The sequence below is a fragment of the Halorubrum sp. SD683 genome, from assembly GCF_002135045.1.
Classification (GTDB): Archaea; Halobacteriota; Halobacteria; order Halobacteriales; family Haloferacaceae; genus Halorubrum; species Halorubrum ezzemoulense.
The window spans coordinates 1-16579 of the sequence record NZ_NEWJ01000058.1; the positions used below are offsets into that span (position 1 = coordinate 1).

Annotated in this window: 15 protein-coding genes; 5 read left to right on the top strand and 10 right to left on the bottom strand. The window is 70.0% G+C overall.

Annotated features, from left to right (window positions below):
- Positions 1–190: 190 nt before the first annotated feature.
- From B9G49_RS12530 to nadA, 6 genes are all read right to left on the bottom strand, one after another.
- Positions 191–1333, bottom strand: coding sequence for a thiolase family protein (locus tag B9G49_RS12530; protein ID WP_086216589.1), 1143 nt, complete (start codon positions 1331–1333; stop codon positions 191–193).
- Between the two features lie 63 nt (positions 1334–1396).
- Positions 1397–2920, bottom strand: a complete 1524-nt coding sequence (gene gpmI / locus B9G49_RS12535) for a 2,3-bisphosphoglycerate-independent phosphoglycerate mutase (RefSeq protein ID WP_086216590.1) — start codon at positions 2918–2920, stop codon at positions 1397–1399.
- A 122-nt stretch (positions 2921–3042) separates the two neighbouring features.
- The gene (locus B9G49_RS12540; RefSeq protein WP_049931568.1) at positions 3043–3996 is read right to left on the bottom strand and encodes a DUF6293 family protein; all 954 of its coding nucleotides are present in this window, start codon (positions 3994–3996) and stop codon (positions 3043–3045) included.
- A gap of 109 nt (positions 3997–4105) precedes the next feature.
- Complete coding sequence (gene nadC, locus B9G49_RS12545) at positions 4106–4930, bottom strand: carboxylating nicotinate-nucleotide diphosphorylase (protein WP_086216591.1); 825 nt, start codon at positions 4928–4930, stop codon at positions 4106–4108.
- Positions 4930–6477, bottom strand: a complete 1548-nt coding sequence (locus B9G49_RS12550; protein ID WP_086216592.1) for an L-aspartate oxidase — start codon at positions 6475–6477, stop codon at positions 4930–4932. Before B9G49_RS12550 ends, nadC begins: the two co-directional genes overlap by 1 nt.
- 1 nt (position 6478) lies before the next feature.
- Positions 6479–7609 (bottom strand): quinolinate synthase NadA, encoded by a 1131-nt coding sequence (nadA, locus tag B9G49_RS12555; protein ID WP_086216593.1) that lies wholly within the window; start codon positions 7607–7609, stop codon positions 6479–6481.
- A gap of 341 nt (positions 7610–7950) precedes the next feature.
- Between nadA and B9G49_RS12560 the strand changes: the two genes are divergently transcribed.
- Positions 7951–9258, top strand: a complete 1308-nt coding sequence (locus B9G49_RS12560; protein ID WP_086216594.1) for an acetamidase/formamidase family protein — start codon at positions 7951–7953, stop codon at positions 9256–9258.
- A gap of 155 nt (positions 9259–9413) precedes the next feature.
- Here the strand turns inward: B9G49_RS12560 and B9G49_RS12565 are convergent, their stop codons facing one another.
- Complete coding sequence (locus tag B9G49_RS12565; RefSeq protein WP_086216595.1) at positions 9414–10400, bottom strand: M48 family metallopeptidase; 987 nt, start codon at positions 10398–10400, stop codon at positions 9414–9416.
- 169 nt (positions 10401–10569) lie between these two features.
- Between B9G49_RS12565 and B9G49_RS12570 the strand changes: the two genes are divergently transcribed.
- The gene (locus tag B9G49_RS12570) at positions 10570–11649 is read left to right on the top strand and encodes an aminopeptidase (RefSeq protein ID WP_086216596.1); all 1080 of its coding nucleotides are present in this window, start codon (positions 10570–10572) and stop codon (positions 11647–11649) included.
- A gap of 39 nt (positions 11650–11688) precedes the next feature.
- Here B9G49_RS12570 and B9G49_RS12575 read toward each other — a convergent pair whose 3' ends face one another.
- The gene (locus B9G49_RS12575; protein WP_049931575.1) at positions 11689–12081 is read right to left on the bottom strand and encodes a hypothetical protein; all 393 of its coding nucleotides are present in this window, start codon (positions 12079–12081) and stop codon (positions 11689–11691) included.
- A gap of 111 nt (positions 12082–12192) precedes the next feature.
- Here B9G49_RS12575 and B9G49_RS12580 point away from each other — a divergent pair, with 111 nt between their 5' ends.
- Positions 12193–12477 carry an amphi-Trp domain-containing protein gene (locus B9G49_RS12580; protein ID WP_086216597.1) on the top strand — a complete coding sequence of 95 codons (285 nt, stop codon included), beginning with the start codon at positions 12193–12195 and terminating at the stop codon, positions 12475–12477.
- Positions 12478–12591: 114 nt separating this feature from the next.
- Here B9G49_RS12580 and B9G49_RS12585 read toward each other — a convergent pair whose 3' ends face one another.
- Positions 12592–13149, bottom strand: coding sequence for a response regulator (locus tag B9G49_RS12585; RefSeq protein WP_049931577.1), 558 nt, complete (start codon positions 13147–13149; stop codon positions 12592–12594).
- Positions 13150–13373: 224 nt separating this feature from the next.
- Complete coding sequence (locus B9G49_RS12590; RefSeq protein ID WP_086216598.1) at positions 13374–14009, bottom strand: IS6 family transposase; 636 nt, start codon at positions 14007–14009, stop codon at positions 13374–13376.
- A gap of 105 nt (positions 14010–14114) precedes the next feature.
- Between B9G49_RS12590 and B9G49_RS12595 the strand changes: the two genes are divergently transcribed.
- Both B9G49_RS12595 and B9G49_RS12600 read left to right on the top strand, forming a co-directional pair.
- A complete protein-coding gene (locus B9G49_RS12595) occupies positions 14115–15338 on the top strand; it encodes a proteasome-activating nucleotidase (RefSeq protein WP_086216599.1) in 1224 nt (407 codons plus the stop codon).
- A 438-nt stretch (positions 15339–15776) separates the two neighbouring features.
- Positions 15777–16322, top strand: a complete 546-nt coding sequence (locus B9G49_RS12600) for a pyruvoyl-dependent arginine decarboxylase (RefSeq protein ID WP_049931579.1) — start codon at positions 15777–15779, stop codon at positions 16320–16322.
- Positions 16323–16579 lie beyond the last annotated feature (257 nt).

The following is a 16579-nucleotide window of genomic DNA, read 5'->3' on the forward strand; positions in this document are numbered from 1 at the left end:
CGTCGCCTGCGACCGCCTCACGGCCGCCCCTTCGAGTCCCGCCCCCGCACCGCACAGCGCCTCACACCTCCCCAGCCTCGTCGGTGGTTCTTCGCTTCGCTCCGAACCACCGACTCCCTCGCGCGTGCTTCTCGCGCCCGGAGGGCGCTCGAAGGCACGCGCCACCGCAGAACGTCGCTTTTTAAGTTGTCTACCGCAGGAACTCGATCGCGGCGCCCTGCCCGAAGCCGACGCAGAGCGTCGCGAGCCCGCGATCGGCGTCCTGTTTTTGCATCTCGTGGAGCAGCGTCACGGGGAGGCGCGCGCCCGAGGCGCCGAGCGGGTGGCCGATGGCGATGGCCCCGCCGTTGACGTTGTACTGGTCCTCGTCGATGCCGAGCTCGCGCCGCGAGTACTCGCACTGGGAGGCGAACGCCTCGTTGAGTTCGACGAGGTCGTAGTCGTCGATGTCCGTGCCCGCGCGGTCGAGCAGGCTCCGGGTGGCGGGCACCGGGCCGATCCCCATCACGGTGGGGTCGACGCCGGCGACCGCGTTCGTGCCGACCTCGGCGAGCACGTCGAGCCCGTGCTCCTCCGCGAACGCCCTGCTCGTGACGACGGTCAGCGACGCGCCGTCGGAGATCTGCGAGGAGTTCCCCGCGGTGACGCTGCCGTCGCCGGTGAAGGCGGGCGGCAGGTCGGCGAGCTTCTCGGCGGTCGTGTCCGGGCGGATCCCCTCGTCCGCCTCGACGAGCCCGTCGTCCGTCTCGACGGGGACTATCTCGTCGTCGAAGCGGCCCGACTCGGTCGCCTCGGCGGCGCGCTGGTGACTACGGGCGGCGTACTCGTCTTGGGCCTCGCGGCTCACCTCGTACTCCTCGGCGACCTTCTCTGCGGTCATCCCCATCTGGAGCTGGAAGATGTTGTACTGTTCAGACAGCTCCGGGTGGAGGTGTTCGTAGGAGTCGCCGTCCATCGGGACGCGGCTCATGTTCTCGACCCCGCCCGCGATGATACACTCGCGGTTCCCGGCGGCGATGGCGTCCGACGCCGAGATGATCGCCTGCATCGAGGAGGCGCACCAGCGGTTGATCGAGGTGGCGGGCACCGACTCACCCAGCTCCGAGAGGAGGGCGATGACGCGCGCGACGTTGTTGTCCTGCTCGGTGCGCTGCTGTGCGACCCCCCACATCAGGTCGTCGACGTGGTCGCTCGTCAGCCCCGTCTCGTCGAGCGCATGGTCGATGAGCGTCGTCGAGAGGTCCTCGCTGCGGACGTCCTCGTAGACGCCGCCGTCTTTCCCCTGCGGTGTTCGGTAGGCGGCCGCGATCACGGGCGTGGTCTCGTCTGTCATGAACGATCACAAGCCCGACGACGTATTAAAACGCCGTGGAACGAGCGAGAATCGATCCGAAGTTTATCGTTTACTCTCCAGCAGGCTCTCGCCGGTCATCTCATCGGGGCGGTCACGCTCCATCAGGTCGAGCAGCGTCGGGGCGATGTCGCACAGCGACCCGCCCTCGCGGACCCGCTTCGCGCCGTCGTCGCCGTCGGGCGTCAGGTAGACGAACGGGACCGGGTTGTACGTGTGGGCGGTGTGGGGGTCGTCCGCGGTACCCATGTCGTCGGCGTTGCCGTGGTCCGCGGTGACGACCGCGTGCGCGCCGGCGTCGGCGATCGCGGAGAGCAGGCGGTCGAGCTGGGCGTCGACGGCCTCGACCGCCTCGACGGTCGCCTCGAAGTCGCCGGTGTGGCCAACCATGTCGGGGTTCGCGTAGTTCAACACGAGCAGGTCGGGGTCGTCCGACGCGATGGTCTCGACGGCCTCGTCGGTCACCTCAGGCGCGGACATCTCCGGCTGCTGATCGTACGTCGGCACGTCCGGGCTCTCGACGATCGTCCGGATCTCGCCCGGGAACTCCACCTCTCGGCCGCCGTTGAGGAAGTAGGTGACGTGAGGGTACTTCTCCGACTCCGCGATCCGGAGCTGCGTGCCGCCGGCGTCCGCGACGACCTCGCCGATCGTGTTCGCGGGGATCTGCGGCGGGAACGCCACCGGGAACTCAAACGTCTCGTCGTACTCGGTCATCGTCGTCATGCGGACCTCGGGCTGGCCGAGGTCGAACTCCCACTCGGGCCGCGTGTCGGTCAGCATCCGGACCAGCTGTCGGGCGCGGTCGGCGCGGAAATTGAAGAATATCACCGCGTCGCCGTCGGCGAGGGCGGGCTCGTCGGCGACGAGCGTCGGCTCGACAAACTCGTCCGTCTCCCCGCGGGCGTGTGCCTCGCGGGCGGCCGCAACCGCGCTCTCGGCCTCGTTCGGGGCCTCGCGACCGACGATGGCGTCGTACGCCTTCTTCGTCCGCCCCCAGTTCTCGTCGCGGTCCAGCGCGTGGTCGCGCCCCGTAACGGTCGCGACATGACCGGTGCCGCGCTCGTCGGCCTTCGCGGTCACGTCGGCGAGGAACTCGTCGGCGATCTCCGGGGCCGTGTCGCGGCCGTCGGTGAACGCGTGGCTCGTGGCGGGCACGCCCGCGTCGGCCGCGGCGTCGATCAGCGCGAGCAGGTGTTCCACGTCCGAGTGGACGCCGCCGTCGGAGACGAGCCCCATGAAGTGGACGCGGCCGCCGGTCGAGTCCGCGTGGTCGAGCGCGGCCGCGACCGCGTCGTTGTCCGAGAGCGACCCCTCCTCCAGCGCGTCCGTGATCCGGGTGTACGCCTGCTTGACCACCCGCCCCGCGCCGATGTTGAGGTGGCCGACCTCGGAGTTGCCCATCTGTCCCTCCGGGAGCCCAACGCGCCGCCCGTGAACCACGAGGCGGCCGTCGGCCCCGCGCTCCGTCGCCGCGTCGAACGTCGGCGTGTCGGCCGCCTTCACGGCGTCGCGGCGGTCGTGGTCGCCGAGCCCCCAGCCGTCGAGGATAACGAGTGCCGTCTCCATACCGCAGCGTGCCGCCCGGAGGCTAACTACCCTTCGATGGGCGGCATCTCGCTCGCCGCCGCTCGCGTCACGTCCCGGTCGTTCACTCCGCGTCCCGAGGGTTTACCTCACGTCCCAGCTGTTCACGCCACGTCCCGATCCTCGTCGGCGTGCGAGCGGACCCACAGCTCCCCGATCCGCGAGAGGCTCGTCCGGTAGGACTTCCCGTGCTCCTCGCGTTCGATGTACCCCTTCCCGCCGGGACCGAGCCGGTCGACGTTGTAGATCACCTTCGAGCGGAACGAGTCCGTGTACTCCTCGTTGAGCTCGGCCGCGAGCGTCTCCGCCAGCTCGGAGACGGACTCGAACTCGCCGTGCTCGCCGAGCGTGAACAGCACCAGCTCCTCGAACGGCTTGACGTTCTGGAAGGAGGCGACCGGCAGCTCGATCACGTGGCGGTCGCCGATCCGCTTCGCGCCGATGGTGGTGCCGCGCTCGTCGAACTCCGCGAGGAGGTCCGTGGTGCTCGCGAGCCGATCGGCGACGCGGTCGGGATCGACGCCCGCGTCCGCGAGCGCGTCGGCGTCGCTCCCCTGGTCGAGGTCGCGCAGGAGGTCGCGGGTCGCGCGGAGTTCCTCCGCCAACTCGGTTTCGAGGTACTTCTCGGGGGCGGTGTAGTAGGTGTGGATGCGGTCGCGGTCCGCCTGCCGCTCGACCATTATCGAGTGGGCCGCGGTCGCGAACGCGAAGGAGACGGGCCGGGGCATCGAACAGAGGTTCACCCACACCTCGCGCTCGTCGGACTCGTCGACTCCCTCCTCGCGATCGAGTTCGGCGTTGATCAGGTCGAAGGCGCGCTCGAAGGCGGCGTCGTAGTCGTACACGTCGTCCAACTGCTCGCGGACCGTCTCCGCGCCGAGCAGGTTCTGGAAGTCCTGTTCCAGTTTGCGCGCGATGTTGCGCGAGTACTCGACGTTGGCCTCGCTGCCGACCGTCCCCTCCAAGAGGATCACCCGGTCGACGTCGAACTGGTCCCGGATGAGGGGGGCGATCATCCGGTCGTAGTCGAACCCGACGGGCACGACGTGGGTCTGCATACCCTGACCGTGGGTGTGGGATTCATAAAAACCACCAGATCACTCCGCGACGCGAGCGGTCGCGAACGGAGCCGACCTCGCCGCCGGCGCCCGTCTCGCCGGCGGCGAGCTACCCGTCGCTTCCCGTCCGGAACGACAGGTCGAGCGCCGGCGCGGAGTGGGTGAGCCCGCCCATCGAGATCACGTCCACCCCGGTCGCGGCGTAGTCCGGGACGGTCTCGACCGTGATCCCGCCCGACGCTTCGGTCAGCGCGTCTCCGTCCGCGGCGGCCACGCGCTCAGCCGCCGCCGTCGTCTCCGGTGGCGCCATGTTGTCGAGTAGGACGACATCGGCGCCGGCCGCGGCGGCGCGCGCGGCGGCGTCCGGGCCCTCGACCTCGACCTCGACGCCCGTCGCGAAGGAGGCGCGCTCGCGGAAGCGCTCGATCGCCTCCGTCAGCCCCAGCTCCGCGACGTGGTTGTCCTTGACCATGACCATGTGCGAGAGGTCAAGGCGGTGGGTGTCGCCGCCGGCGGCCGCGACGGCGCGCTTCTCGACCCCGCGGAGTCCGGGCGTGGTCTTGCGGGTCGCCGCGACTTGGACATCCGGGTCGACCTCGCGGGCGGCCGCGACCGCGGCGTCGGTCCGCGTCGCCACTCCCGAGGCGTGGGCCGCGACGTTCACGGCGACGCGCTCGCCGCGGAGGACCGCCTGTGCCGGTCCCGCGACCCGCAGCAGCGCGTCGCCGGGCTCGACCGCGGTCCCGTCCGCGACGCGCTCGGTCACGGTCGCGTCGAGGTAGTCGAACACGGCGCTCGCGGCGTCGACGCCGGCCGCGACGCCGGACTCTTTCGCGACGAGCCGGCCGCTCGTCTCGCCCGGCACGTCGTTCGTCACGTCGTGGTGCCCCACGTCCTCGCGGAGCCAGCGCTCCACGTCGGCGTCGGTGAGCATCAGTCGTCGGCCGCCGGCCCGGGTTCGGCGGGCTCGGCGTCGTCCGCGACGTAGTGCGTCCCGACGCTCTCGTCGTTCGCCAGCGCCTGTCGCGTCACCAACAGCGCCGTCACGGTCGCGTTGCGGAGCTCGTACAGCGAGCGCGAGGTCCGCGTCCGGACGTAGGCGTCGACCTCGCCCTTGAGCCGCCGCAGGACGTCGAGCGCCCGTCGGAGGTCGGCGGGGTCGCGCTCGATTCCGACGTGCTCTCCCATCACTCGGCGGAGTCGACGGAACTTCTCGCGGGCGAACGCTGACGGGAGGTCGGGGTCGCGGTCCAGTAGGTCCGGGGGCGCGACCCGCTCTGGGTCCGCCGGCGCCCCGTCGGAACCTGCCGCCTCGGCCGCGTCGGCGCCCGCCCGGAGCCCCCAGACGAGCCCTTCGAGGAGGCTCGTGGAGGCGAGCCGGTTCGCGCCGTGGACGCCGGTCCGCGCGCACTCGCCGACGGCGTAGAGCCGGTCGAGGGTCGTCCGCCCGCGGTCGTCGACGGCGACGCCGCCGCAGAGGAAGTGTTCGGCGGGCGCGACGGGGATCCCCTCGTCGGGATCGACGCCGCGGTCGGCGCACTTCTCGGCGAGCCCGGGGAACGCGCCCGCGAAGTCGAGCGGCCCCACGTCGAGGCGAACCTCGCCCGTGGCGTCGCGCTCGGCGGCCACGGCCCGCGAGACCACGTCGCGCGGCGCGAGTTCGGCGTCGTCGTGATACCCCGGCATGAACCGCTCGCCGTCGCCGTTGCGCAGCAGCGCGCCCTCGCCGCGGACCGCCTCGCTGACCAGGAACCCCTCCTCGTCCGGGCCCGCGTCGTACGCCGTCGGGTGGAACTGGACGAACTCCATGTCGGTCACGTCGGCGCCCGCGAGCGCGGCCATCGCGACCCCGTCGCCGGTGGCGCCGCGGGGGTTCGTCGAGCGCGGGAACAGGTCGCCGACTCCGCCGGTCGCGAGCACGGTCGCGTTCGCGTACATCGGGACGCGACCGTCGTCCGACGCCACGACGGCCCCGTGGACCCGCCCCTCGCGCGTGATCAACTCCAGCGCGGCCGCGTCGCCGACGACCTCGACGCCGTCGCGTCCGTCGAGGTGGTTCAACAGCGGGACGTGGACGTGCTCGCCCGTCGCCGCGCCCACGTGGAGGATCCGCTCCTCGCTGTGGGCGGCCTCGCGGCCGTAGTCGAACGCGTCGGCGCCCGCCTCGCGGTCGAACTCGACGCCGAGCGTGTCGACGAGCACGTCCTGGACGGCGCCGTCGGCGTTCTCGACGAGCACGTCGACCGCGTCCGGGTCGGCCGTCCCGTCCGAGGCCGCCAGCACGTCGCGCTTGAACCGCTCCGGTCGGTCGCGGGCGACGGCGATCCCGCCCTGCGCCCACCACGACGCGGCGTCCGCGGGGCGCGTGGCCTTCGTCGCCACCGTCACTTCGCGCCCCTCGCGCGCTGCGGCGAGCGCGGCCGTCAGGCCGGCGATCCCCGAGCCGACGACCAGCACGTCTGCGGTCTCGTGGCCCGTCATCTCACACCTCCAGCATGCGGTCGAGCGCGACGCGCGCGAGCTCCTTCTCCCCGGGCGCGACCTCGACGACGTTGCGCTCGCGCCCGGCGGCCAGCTCTTCGAGCACCCACGCGAGGTAGTTCGGGTCGATCTGGCGCATCGCGTTACAGTCCATACACGCCTCGCCGCACAGCGGGACGACGTTCACCTCCGGGTGCCACCGCTGGAGGTGGCGGGTCAGGTGGACCTCGGTGCCGATCGCCCACGTCTCGCCGGGGTCGGCCTCGGCGACGGTCTCGCGGATCGTCGCGGTGGAGCCGACCACGTCCGCCGCCTCGACGACCTCCCGGCGGCACTCGGGGTGGACGACGACTCGCGCGTCCTCGTGGTCCGCCCGGACCTGCTCGACGTGTGACGGGCTGAACCGTTCGTGAACCTGACAGTAGCCGTCCCAGAGGATCACGTCGTTGTCGACGACCGCCGCCGCGTCGGCGGAGGCGGCGTCCCACGGGTCCCACTCGGCGATCTCCTCTTCGAGCCCGAGCCGGTGGGCGGTGTTCTCCCCCAGGTGCTTGTCGGGGAGGAACAGCACTTTGTCGCCCTCGTCGAGGGCGTACTCGAAGGCGCGGTGGGCGTTCGAGGAGGTACACACCAAGCCGCCGTGCTCGGCGCAGAACGCCTTGAGGTCGGCGTAGCTGTTCATGTAGGTGACCGGTACGACGTCCGCGTCGGTCGCGGCCGTCAGCTCCGCCCAGGCCGCATCGACCTGGAGCGCCTCGGCCATCCCCGCCATCGGGCACGACGCCTCCATGCTCGGGAGGACGACCGTCTGGTCGTCGTCGGTGATGATGTCGGCGGACTCGGCCATGAACGTGACCCCGCCGAAGACGACGTACTCCGCGTCGGCCGCGGCGGCCTCCTTGCTCAGCTGGTAGGAGTCGCCGACGAAGTCCGCGTGCTCGACGATCTCGCGTCGCTGGTAGTTGTGGCCGAGGATTACCACGTCGTCGCCGAGCGCGTCCAGCGCCCCCTCGATCCGTCGCGTTCGCTCGGCCTCGTCGAAGTCGCGGTATTCAGGCGGAAGCTGTTCGAGATTATCGTACTTGAAGAGACTGAGTTCGGTATCGAACTCAGCGGTTTCCATTGCTGGCATAGTGTATTTTCGTCGCGTACTTTCTCACAGACTCGTATAGTGAAAAGATTTTGTCTTCAATAACCTTGTTCGACTGATTACAAGCTCTTTGAGTTCGTTCAGGTGCGCTATTTTCAAACAGCTCGGGCGGTCTCGCCAGCGATCTCGGGAGCGCGGGCCGGTGACCACTCCCCGGGGGCCGCGAGCCCGACAGACCCCGAGTGCGGTAGGGGCTCCCCGCCGCGGGCGATCCGCCGAGCGAGCGCGCCTCGTGATTCCCGGGATTCGCGGCCCTCGGGATTCGCCGCGCGAGTGCCGCCTCCCTTACGGTTATGACGTGTCATACCGTACCACTATACGGTATGGCGCAAACAGAGGTCAAAGAGGAACTGTACGTCGACCAGTACACGCTCGGCCTCGTCGGGCCTGACCAGGAGTGGGCCGGGACGGTCGCCGACGGCGGCCGGGTGACGACGTACACGCCGCCGGGCTGTTGGGGGCCGATGGTGACGCCGTCGTTCCGCGGCGGCCACGAGGTGACGCGCCCGATCCGCGTCGAGGGCGCCGAGGTCGGCGACGCGGTCGCGATCCACATCCGCGACGTGGAGGTGACGAGCATGGCGACCAGCACGGGCTCGATGGCGGAGCGGGACGAGGCGTTCGGCGACGACCCCTTCGTCGACCACCGCTGTCCCAAGTGCGGGACGACGTGGCCCGACTCCGTCGTCGAGGGCACCGGCGAGGACGCGATCCGCTGCGCGGAGTGCGGCGCCAACGCCTCCTCGTTCGGCTTCGAGTACGGGTACACCGTCGCGTTCGACCACGAGAACGCGGTCGGGATCACCCTCGACAAGGACGGGGCCCACGAGCTCGCGACCGACGCGGAGCGCGTGATGGACATTCCCGAGAACGCCCGCCAACACCCGATCCTGCTGTACGAGCCGGACGGGATGCCCGGAACGCTGGGTCGCCTCCGCCCGTTCATCGGGAACATCGGCACCACGCCGCCGGTCACCATGCCCGACTCGCACAACGCCGGCGACTTCGGGCAGAACCTGATCGGCGCCGACCACGACTACGGCGTCGAGACAGAGGACGACCTCGACCTGCGCACCGACGGCCACATGGACGTGCCCGAGGTCCGCGCGGGCGCCACGCTGATCTGCCCCGTCGTCGTCGACGGCGGCGGGGTCTACGTCGGCGACCTCCACGCGAACCAGGGTGACGGCGAGCTCTCCCTCCATACCACCGACGTGAGCGGGACCGTCACGATGGACGTGGAGGTGATCGAGGACGCCGACCTCGACGGCCCCGTCCTCCTGCCGAACGAGGAGGACCTCCCCTTCATCAGCGCGCCCTACAGCGACGAGGAGATCGAGGCGGGCGACGACCTCGGAGACGAACACGGCGTCGACATCGACACCGACGCCGCCCCGATACAGGTGATCGGCTCGGGCGCGACCGCCAACGACGCCACGCAGAACGCCTTCGACCGCGCCGGGACGCTGCTCGGCATGAGCGAGGGCGAGGTCCGCGCCCGATGTACGTTCACTGGGGGCGTCCAGATCGGCCGGCTGCCGGGCGTCGTCCAGCTCGACATGCTCGTGCCCGCGGACGTGCTGGAGGAGTCCGGCCTCGGCGACGTGACGCGTGAACAGTACGGGCTGTAAGTCGGAGCGTCCGTCGCCGCGGTCGATCGCCTCGCTATTGCTGCCGGCGAACCGACGGCACGCACCGGCAGAGCCCCGGTCGCTCGCCGATAGGTTACTGCTGGCCGAGTGGTGACGACTACCGCAATATCCTCCGGCCTCGTGCCCGACGCCTCTCACCGCCGCGCCCGCCCGCGCCCGGCGGTCGTCCGCGACGGCCCCGCCGGGATCCGGCGCGTCGGCCCCTGTGACTCCGCCCTCTCTCGCAGGCGCTCGACGCGCTCGTCGGTCGACGGGTGCGTCGATAGCCAGCGCTCGGCCGCCCCGTCGGTCCGCTTGTGCGTCGAGAACGGGGCGAACGACCACGTCGGATCGGTCGCGCGCTCGATCCGGCGGAGCGCCCGCGCGAGCGCCACCGGGTCGCCGGTCACCTCGGCCGCGCGGTCGTCGGCCGCGAACTCCCGCTTGCGCGACCGCGAGCGAGCGACGAGCGTCGCGAGGACGAATCCGGCGAACAGCGCGCCTGCGAGCGCCCGGTGGAGCCGCGCGAAGGGGCCGGACCGGTCGCCCGGTCGCCCGCGGATCCACGCCGACGCGGCGGCGAGCCCCGACAGCGCGAGCAGCGCCGGGAGGGCCACCACGGTGGCGATCCCGACCAGCGAGCGCCCGATCCCGTCGGCCATCGCGATCGCGAAGCCGTCGTTCCCCTCCAAGTGCGCCAGCTCGTGCGCGAAGATTGCCTCGATCTCGCGGGGGGCGAGCAGCCGGAACAACGACCGGTCGATCACCAGCGCGCCGCCGTCCGCCCCGCCCCCGACCGCGAACGCGTTCGGCGCGCGGGCGTCGGTGACGTACAGCTTCGGGCGCGCGACGTCCATCCGCGCCGCGAGCGAGTCGACCCGGCGGTGGAGGTCCGGCGCCCGCTCCCGGGGGACGCGGTCCCCCTCCAGGTTCGCGAGGATCTGCGCGGTACCGAGCCGGTAGCTGAGGTACGCCGACCCGAGCGCGGCGGCCGCCAGCAGCGCGAGGAGGACCGGGAGCTCAGGGCGGGCGGCCCAGACCGCGCGCAGCAGGTCGGCGACGAACAGCGCCGCGGTCAGGTAGACGGCGAGCAGGGCGACGCCGACGACCGCCGCGGCCGCGCGGAACGCGAGCCGAGACATGGCCGGAGCTACGCGACGGCGGGGCAAACGCGTTGCGGCCGGGGCGGTCGCGGCGGTCGCCGTCGCCGCGTCGCGACGGCTCGCCGCCCGGGCTCTCGGCGTCCCGACCTCACCCACCCGCCACGCCGGAAGGAAAAGCGGTAATTCCCCGGCGGCGAAACCGGCTGTCATGGACGCACGCGTCCGCGAGCACGCCGAGATAATCGCCGACCACGCCACCGGCATCGAGTCGGGCGACGACGTGGTCATCCAGATGCCCAAGGAGGCCGAGGACCTCGCCGTCGCGCTCCACGAGGTCTGCGGCGACCGCGGGGCGAACCCGATCTACCTCAACTACTCGAAGCGCGCCCAGCGCGCCTTCAAGCGCTCCTCGGAGGAGTTCACCGAGCCGAGTCACCGCCGGGCGCTCTACGAGGAGGCCGACGTGTTCGTCATCGCGCGCGGCGGCGCGAACGCTACCGAGGACGCCGACATCGACCCCGAGACCAACGCCGCGTACAACCGCGCGATGGAGGACGTCAAGCGGACCCGCCTCTCGAAGACGTGGTGTCTCACGCAGTACCCGACCGCGAGCCACGCCCAGCTCGCCGGGATGAGCACCGAGGCGTACGAGAACTTCGTGTGGGACGCCGTCTCGCTCGACTGGGACGAACAGCGCGAGTTCCAGTCGAACATGGTCGAGATCCTGGACGAGGCGGACGAGGTTCGGATCGTGTCCGGCGAGGAGACCGACCTCACGCTCGACGTGTCGGGGAACTCCACGCTCAACGACTACGGCGAGGCGAACCTCCCCGGCGGCGAGGTGTTCACCGCGCCGACGCGCGACGGCGTCGACGGCGAGGTCCACTTCGACCTGCCCCTCTACCGCTACGGCCGCGAGATCGACGGGGTCCGGCTCTGGTTCGAGGACGGCGAGGTCGTCTCCCACTCCGCCGAGCGCAACGAGGATCTCCTCTCCGGCATCCTCGACACCGACGAGGGTTCGCGTCGCCTCGGCGAGCTCGGCATCGGGATGAACCGCCAGATCAACCGGTTCACCTACAACATGCTGTTCGACGAGAAGATGGGCGACACGGTCCACATGGCGGTCGGGTCGGCTTACCCGGAGACGGTCGGCGAGGAGAACGCGGTCAACGAGTCCGCCGAACACGTCGACATGATCGTCGACATGAGCGAGGACTCGGTTATCGAGGTCGACGGCGAGGTCGTCCAGCGGAACGGGACGTTCGTCTTCGAGGACGGGTTCTGAGGCGGCCGGCGTATCGAGCGCCGTCGCCGCGCGCGCCGCTCACGCCGACTCGGCGGCTCGCTCCGCGCTCCGGCGACCGAACGCCGCGTACGCGACGAGGAGGACGCCGAACAGCCCGACGGTGCCGAGCGCGGCGGGGACCGGGTAGTCGGCGAGCGGCGCGATCTCCCCCTCAGGCGTCCCGAACACGTCGACGACGCCGGTGCCAACCGACAGCGCGAGCACGGCGAGCCACATCGTTCCGACGGCGTACCCGAGCGGGACCAGTCGGTCCGTGCGTGCCGCGTGCGCGACGACCGCGCCGCCGCCGAGGACCGGGAGCGCGACGAGCGGGCCGGTCGGGTCGGGGAGAAGAACGCTCCCGCCGAGCGCGATCGCCGTCCAGTAGACGACGACGGCGACGGCCCTGCGGAGCGGGTCGGGGACGGACATGGCGTGAGCGTTCGGGCGGGTGGCACAAAACGGTCCGGGGCGTCCCGCCGCCCGCGCGTTCCCGCGGACACCGCGGCGACATTTATATCGCGAGGACGCGTACGGACCGGTATGCCCGAGGAAGTCATCTTCGAGTCCGAGAGCCGGCGGAGCCGCGAGGAGATTGCCGCGTACCTGCGGACGGTCGCGGACTCGCTCGACGACGGGAGCGCGATCACGCTCAGACGCGGCGAGGAGTCGACGACGCTGGACCCCCCCGCGAGACCGACCTTCGAGGTGAAGGCGGAGCGCGAGGGGCCCGCGGAAGGTCCGGGCGAGCTGAGCGTCGAGTTCGAGCTGGAGTGGGACGAGGACGGCGGCGAGGAGAGCGCGAACGGTGAGCTAGAGATCGAGTAGTCGGACTGTTTCGGGGTCGGCGACGAGAAGGGCGCGTCTCGTTCGCCGCTGGCAGTCCCCCGTTCGCCGTCGACCGCCCGCCGTTCGTATATCGACCGCGTCGCGCGTGTCGCGCTACGGGACTTCGCCGGGGACCTCGACGAACGCGTCGCGTGCGGAGAGGTGATCGAGCGTGTCGTCGACCTCGACGCGGACCGACTCCATCCGGTCGAGGAGCTCCTCGTACTCGTCGGAGTTCGTCGTGCCCGCGGCCTCCAGCGCCGCCTTCTTGGAGGCGAGCGCGAAGAACTCCTGGCTGCGCTCGTCGAACGCGGCGCGGTGGAGCAGCACCTCGACGAGCGTGACCAAGTCCTCCTTGGTCACCGGCTTCGTCTTGTAGTCGTCGAACGGCATCTCGACGATGTCGACGTCCGGCTCGACGGCGGTCAGCATCGCCACGCGGGCGTCGTACCCCTCGTCGCGGATCGCGTCTAACACCTCATGGCCCGACATGTCGGGCATCCGTCGGTCCAGGAGGACCACGTCGACCGCGTCGTCCATCGCGTCGAGCGCCTCCTCGCCGCCGGTCGCGATCCGAACGTCGTAGGACGGGTCGAGGTACACCCGATACAGTTCCGCGAGGTCCGGCTCGTCGTCGACCGCGAGGACGGTCGCGTCCGGATCGCCCGTCATTGGCGGGACCTCCCGGTCCGTCCCTCGCGGTTCGCGAGCGCCGGACCGGCGCGTCTGCCCGCCGTTCGTGCGTCCATACGCGGGTGTTAGCTCACCTCCGTCTAAAACGTTGACTCCTAATTATCGTATTTGATACCGCAGGAGGCTGAGGGCGTTCACCCCCGCTCCGGGGGCTCGGCGGTCGCGCTCGTCTCGCCGATCCAACGGTCTCTCCGTGGTAGTGTTTAGATAAGCTGATTCCATGCGAAGGCGAACGCTTGGAGCCAATTTTCGGCGGTACTCGGTTCGGCGTGACTAAACGTATTTGAGAATTGGTTTGTTCGCCGTTTTACTTCGCGAAAGACACGTTCGACGGCATTCCGATTCCCATGTGTGACGTGTTGGAATCGGAGCCCATGACGATGACAGGCCGCCTGTAGCCACGGAGCACCGTCGACGAGAAAGACCGCGTCGTCGACCTGATGTTTCTCACGCAGTTCTGAGAGAAACATCGAGGAGATCGCGTTCGTTCTCGTCGGATAGAGCCGAACGTGAAGCAGGCGGTTTGTGTCGGGATCGACAGCAGCGTACAGCCAATATCGCTCAGAGTTGAGTTGAATCACGGTTTCATCGACCGCAACGTGATTCGGATTCGCACCATCTGTCGGCTGTAAATCGGCTTTCTGTACCCACCGATGAACGGTGGTTCGATGGCGATCGACACCCAATCTCTCAAGAATCGAGACTGTATCCGAAAGTGATAGTCCTGCTAAATGGAGTCGGATACCGAGCTTCATCGCCGACTCGGGTGTCGCCTCTCGCTCCAGAAAATCTAACTCGATACAACCGCTATCGCCGCTGAGGCGGTCGAAACTGAGCATGGACCACTCGAACTTTTGACCGCCTCATCCTTCGACCTTATCTCAACACGGCCCTCTCCGTGACCCAAAGGCACATTTACGCCCGCATCCTATTCCGGATAACGAATGTCTCACAGCCCGTCACTCCCCGACCGCCCGCGGTTGGAGCTCGACCCCGAGATGAGCGACGCGGAGCGGCTGGAGGCGATCCGCCAGCACTACCGGCGGATCGTTCAGGTGAACGATGAACTGGAAGATCGGCTCGCCGACGCAGAAGGGCGCCGCGGCGAGCTGAAGGACGACGTCGAGCAGCTGAAACGCGAGAACGAGGTCCTGAAGACCTCCTCGCTGTACATCGCCTCCGTCGAAGAGATCACCGACGACGGCGTCGTGATCAAACAGCACGGCAACAACCAGGAGGTCCTCACGCAGGCCGCGACGCGGCTCGACGAGAACCTCCGTCCCGGCGACCGCGTCGCGATCAACGACTCGTTCGCGGTCCAGCAGGTGCTCGACGACGAGACCGACTCCCGGGCGCAGGCGATGGAGGTCACCGAGTCCCCGGAGGTCGAGTACGCCGACATCGGCGGCATCGACGACCAGATCCGGGAGGTTCGCGAGGCCGTCGAGGACCCCCTCGAGAACCCCGAGCAGTTCGAGACGGTGGGCGTCGAACCCCCGAGCGGCGTCCTGCTCCACGGCCCGCCGGGCACCGGGAAGACGATGCTCGCGAAGGCGGTCGCCAACGAGTCCGACGCGACGTTCATCAAGATGGCCGGCTCCGAGCTCGTCCGGAAGTTCATCGGCGAGGGCGCGCGGCTCGTCCGCGACCTCTTCGAGCTCGCCGCCGAGCGCGAGCCCGCCGTCATCTTCATCGACGAGATCGACGCGGTCGCCGCCAAGCGGACGGACTCGAAGACCTCGGGCGACGCCGAGGTCCAGCGCACGATGATGCAGCTGCTCTCCGAGATGGACGGCTTCGACGACCGCGGCGAGGTCCGGATCATGGCCGCGACCAACCGCTTCGACATGCTCGACGAGGCGATCCTGCGTCCCGGCCGTTTCGACCGCCTCATCGAGGTGCCCGAGCCCGGTCCGGAGGGCCGCGAGCGCATCCTCGAAATCCACACCGCGGACATGAACGTCGCCGACGGCGTCGATCTCGGCGTCGTCGCCCGCGACCTCGACGGGTACAGCGGCGCGGACATCGCCTCGCTGGCGACCGAGGCCGGGATGTTTGCCATTCGCGACGGCCGCACCGAGGTGACGCAGGCGGACTTCGAGCAGGCCCGCGATAAGCTTCAGGACGCGGATACAGAGGACGAGCAGGTCATCAACTACCAGTACTGAGGCGACTGCGACTACGTGATTGAAGTTCGGTTTTTGCGAGGTGCTGTTGTGCCCGTTTCTTCGGCTGAAATTCCAGCGGTTCGCTTATAAATAGTTGACTGTGGATCGGCGGCGACCACCGCCAAAGCCCCAGCCGTGAGGCGGGCGCAGGCGATGTAAGCACCGCAGCGAGTGAGCGGAGCGCAACGAGCGAGGGGCGCAACGAGCGTGCGCCCGCCTCACGGCTGCCCCTCTGAGTCCCGCCCGCACCGCGCAGCACCGCACCTCACGCCTCCCCAACCTCGTCGCTCGCTGCGCTCGCGACTCCCTCGCGCGTGCTGCTCGCGGCCTACCGGCCGCTCGCAGGCACGCGCCACCGCCTTTTTATGAGTGTGATACTCTCCGCGCCGGCGGGCGGGTTCGTAACCCCTTACCGCGCTCGCCGCCGATTCGCCGGTAATGAACACCATCCACGTCGCCGGCGGCGTCGGCGTCGCCGACACGGCGATGGCCTCCTACGACGCCGCGCTCGCGGACGCGAACCTCCACAACTACAACCTCGTGGCGGTCTCCTCGGTCGTCCCCGCCGAGGCGACCGTCGAAGCGGTGTCGGAGGCGCCGGATCTGGGTCCCGCTGGAAACCGGCTCACGGTCGTCGAGGCGCGCCGGACGATCGGTCCCGGGGACGAGGTCGACTTCCGCGAGGGCGGTCGCGCGGGCGCCGAGGGCGCCGAGTCGAAGCGGGCGCCCCGCCGACATCCCGACGCGGTCGCGGGGCTGGGCTGGGCGACCGGCCCGGGACCGGGACTCTTCTACGAGGTGACGGGGGAAGATCCCGAGGGCGTCCGCGACCGGATCCACGCGGGGCTCGACGCCGGGGGCGACCTCCGCGACTGGGACCTCCCGGACCGCGAGACGCGCGTCGAGACGGTCGCCGCCGAGCCGGACCGGTACGCGACCGCGGTCGTGGTCGCGGCGTACGGCGAGTCCGAGCCCATCCTGTAGCCGGCGCGAGCGGTCCGGCGTCGGGTCGAAACCGCGGTCGCCGCCGCCGACGCCTTTTTGACTCGGCTCCGCGTACTTGTCGTGTCTTCGAATGAACGGCAACAACCCGTACGCCGGGGCACCGGGTGTGACGGACGCGGGCTCGCCCGCGGCCGTCGACCTCTCTCCGGACCAGGAACGGCAGCTCCGGCGCGCGGTCGCCGGAATCGTCTCGCGCACGGAAGCGTCTGTGCCCGACAGACACGACGTCCGCTCCG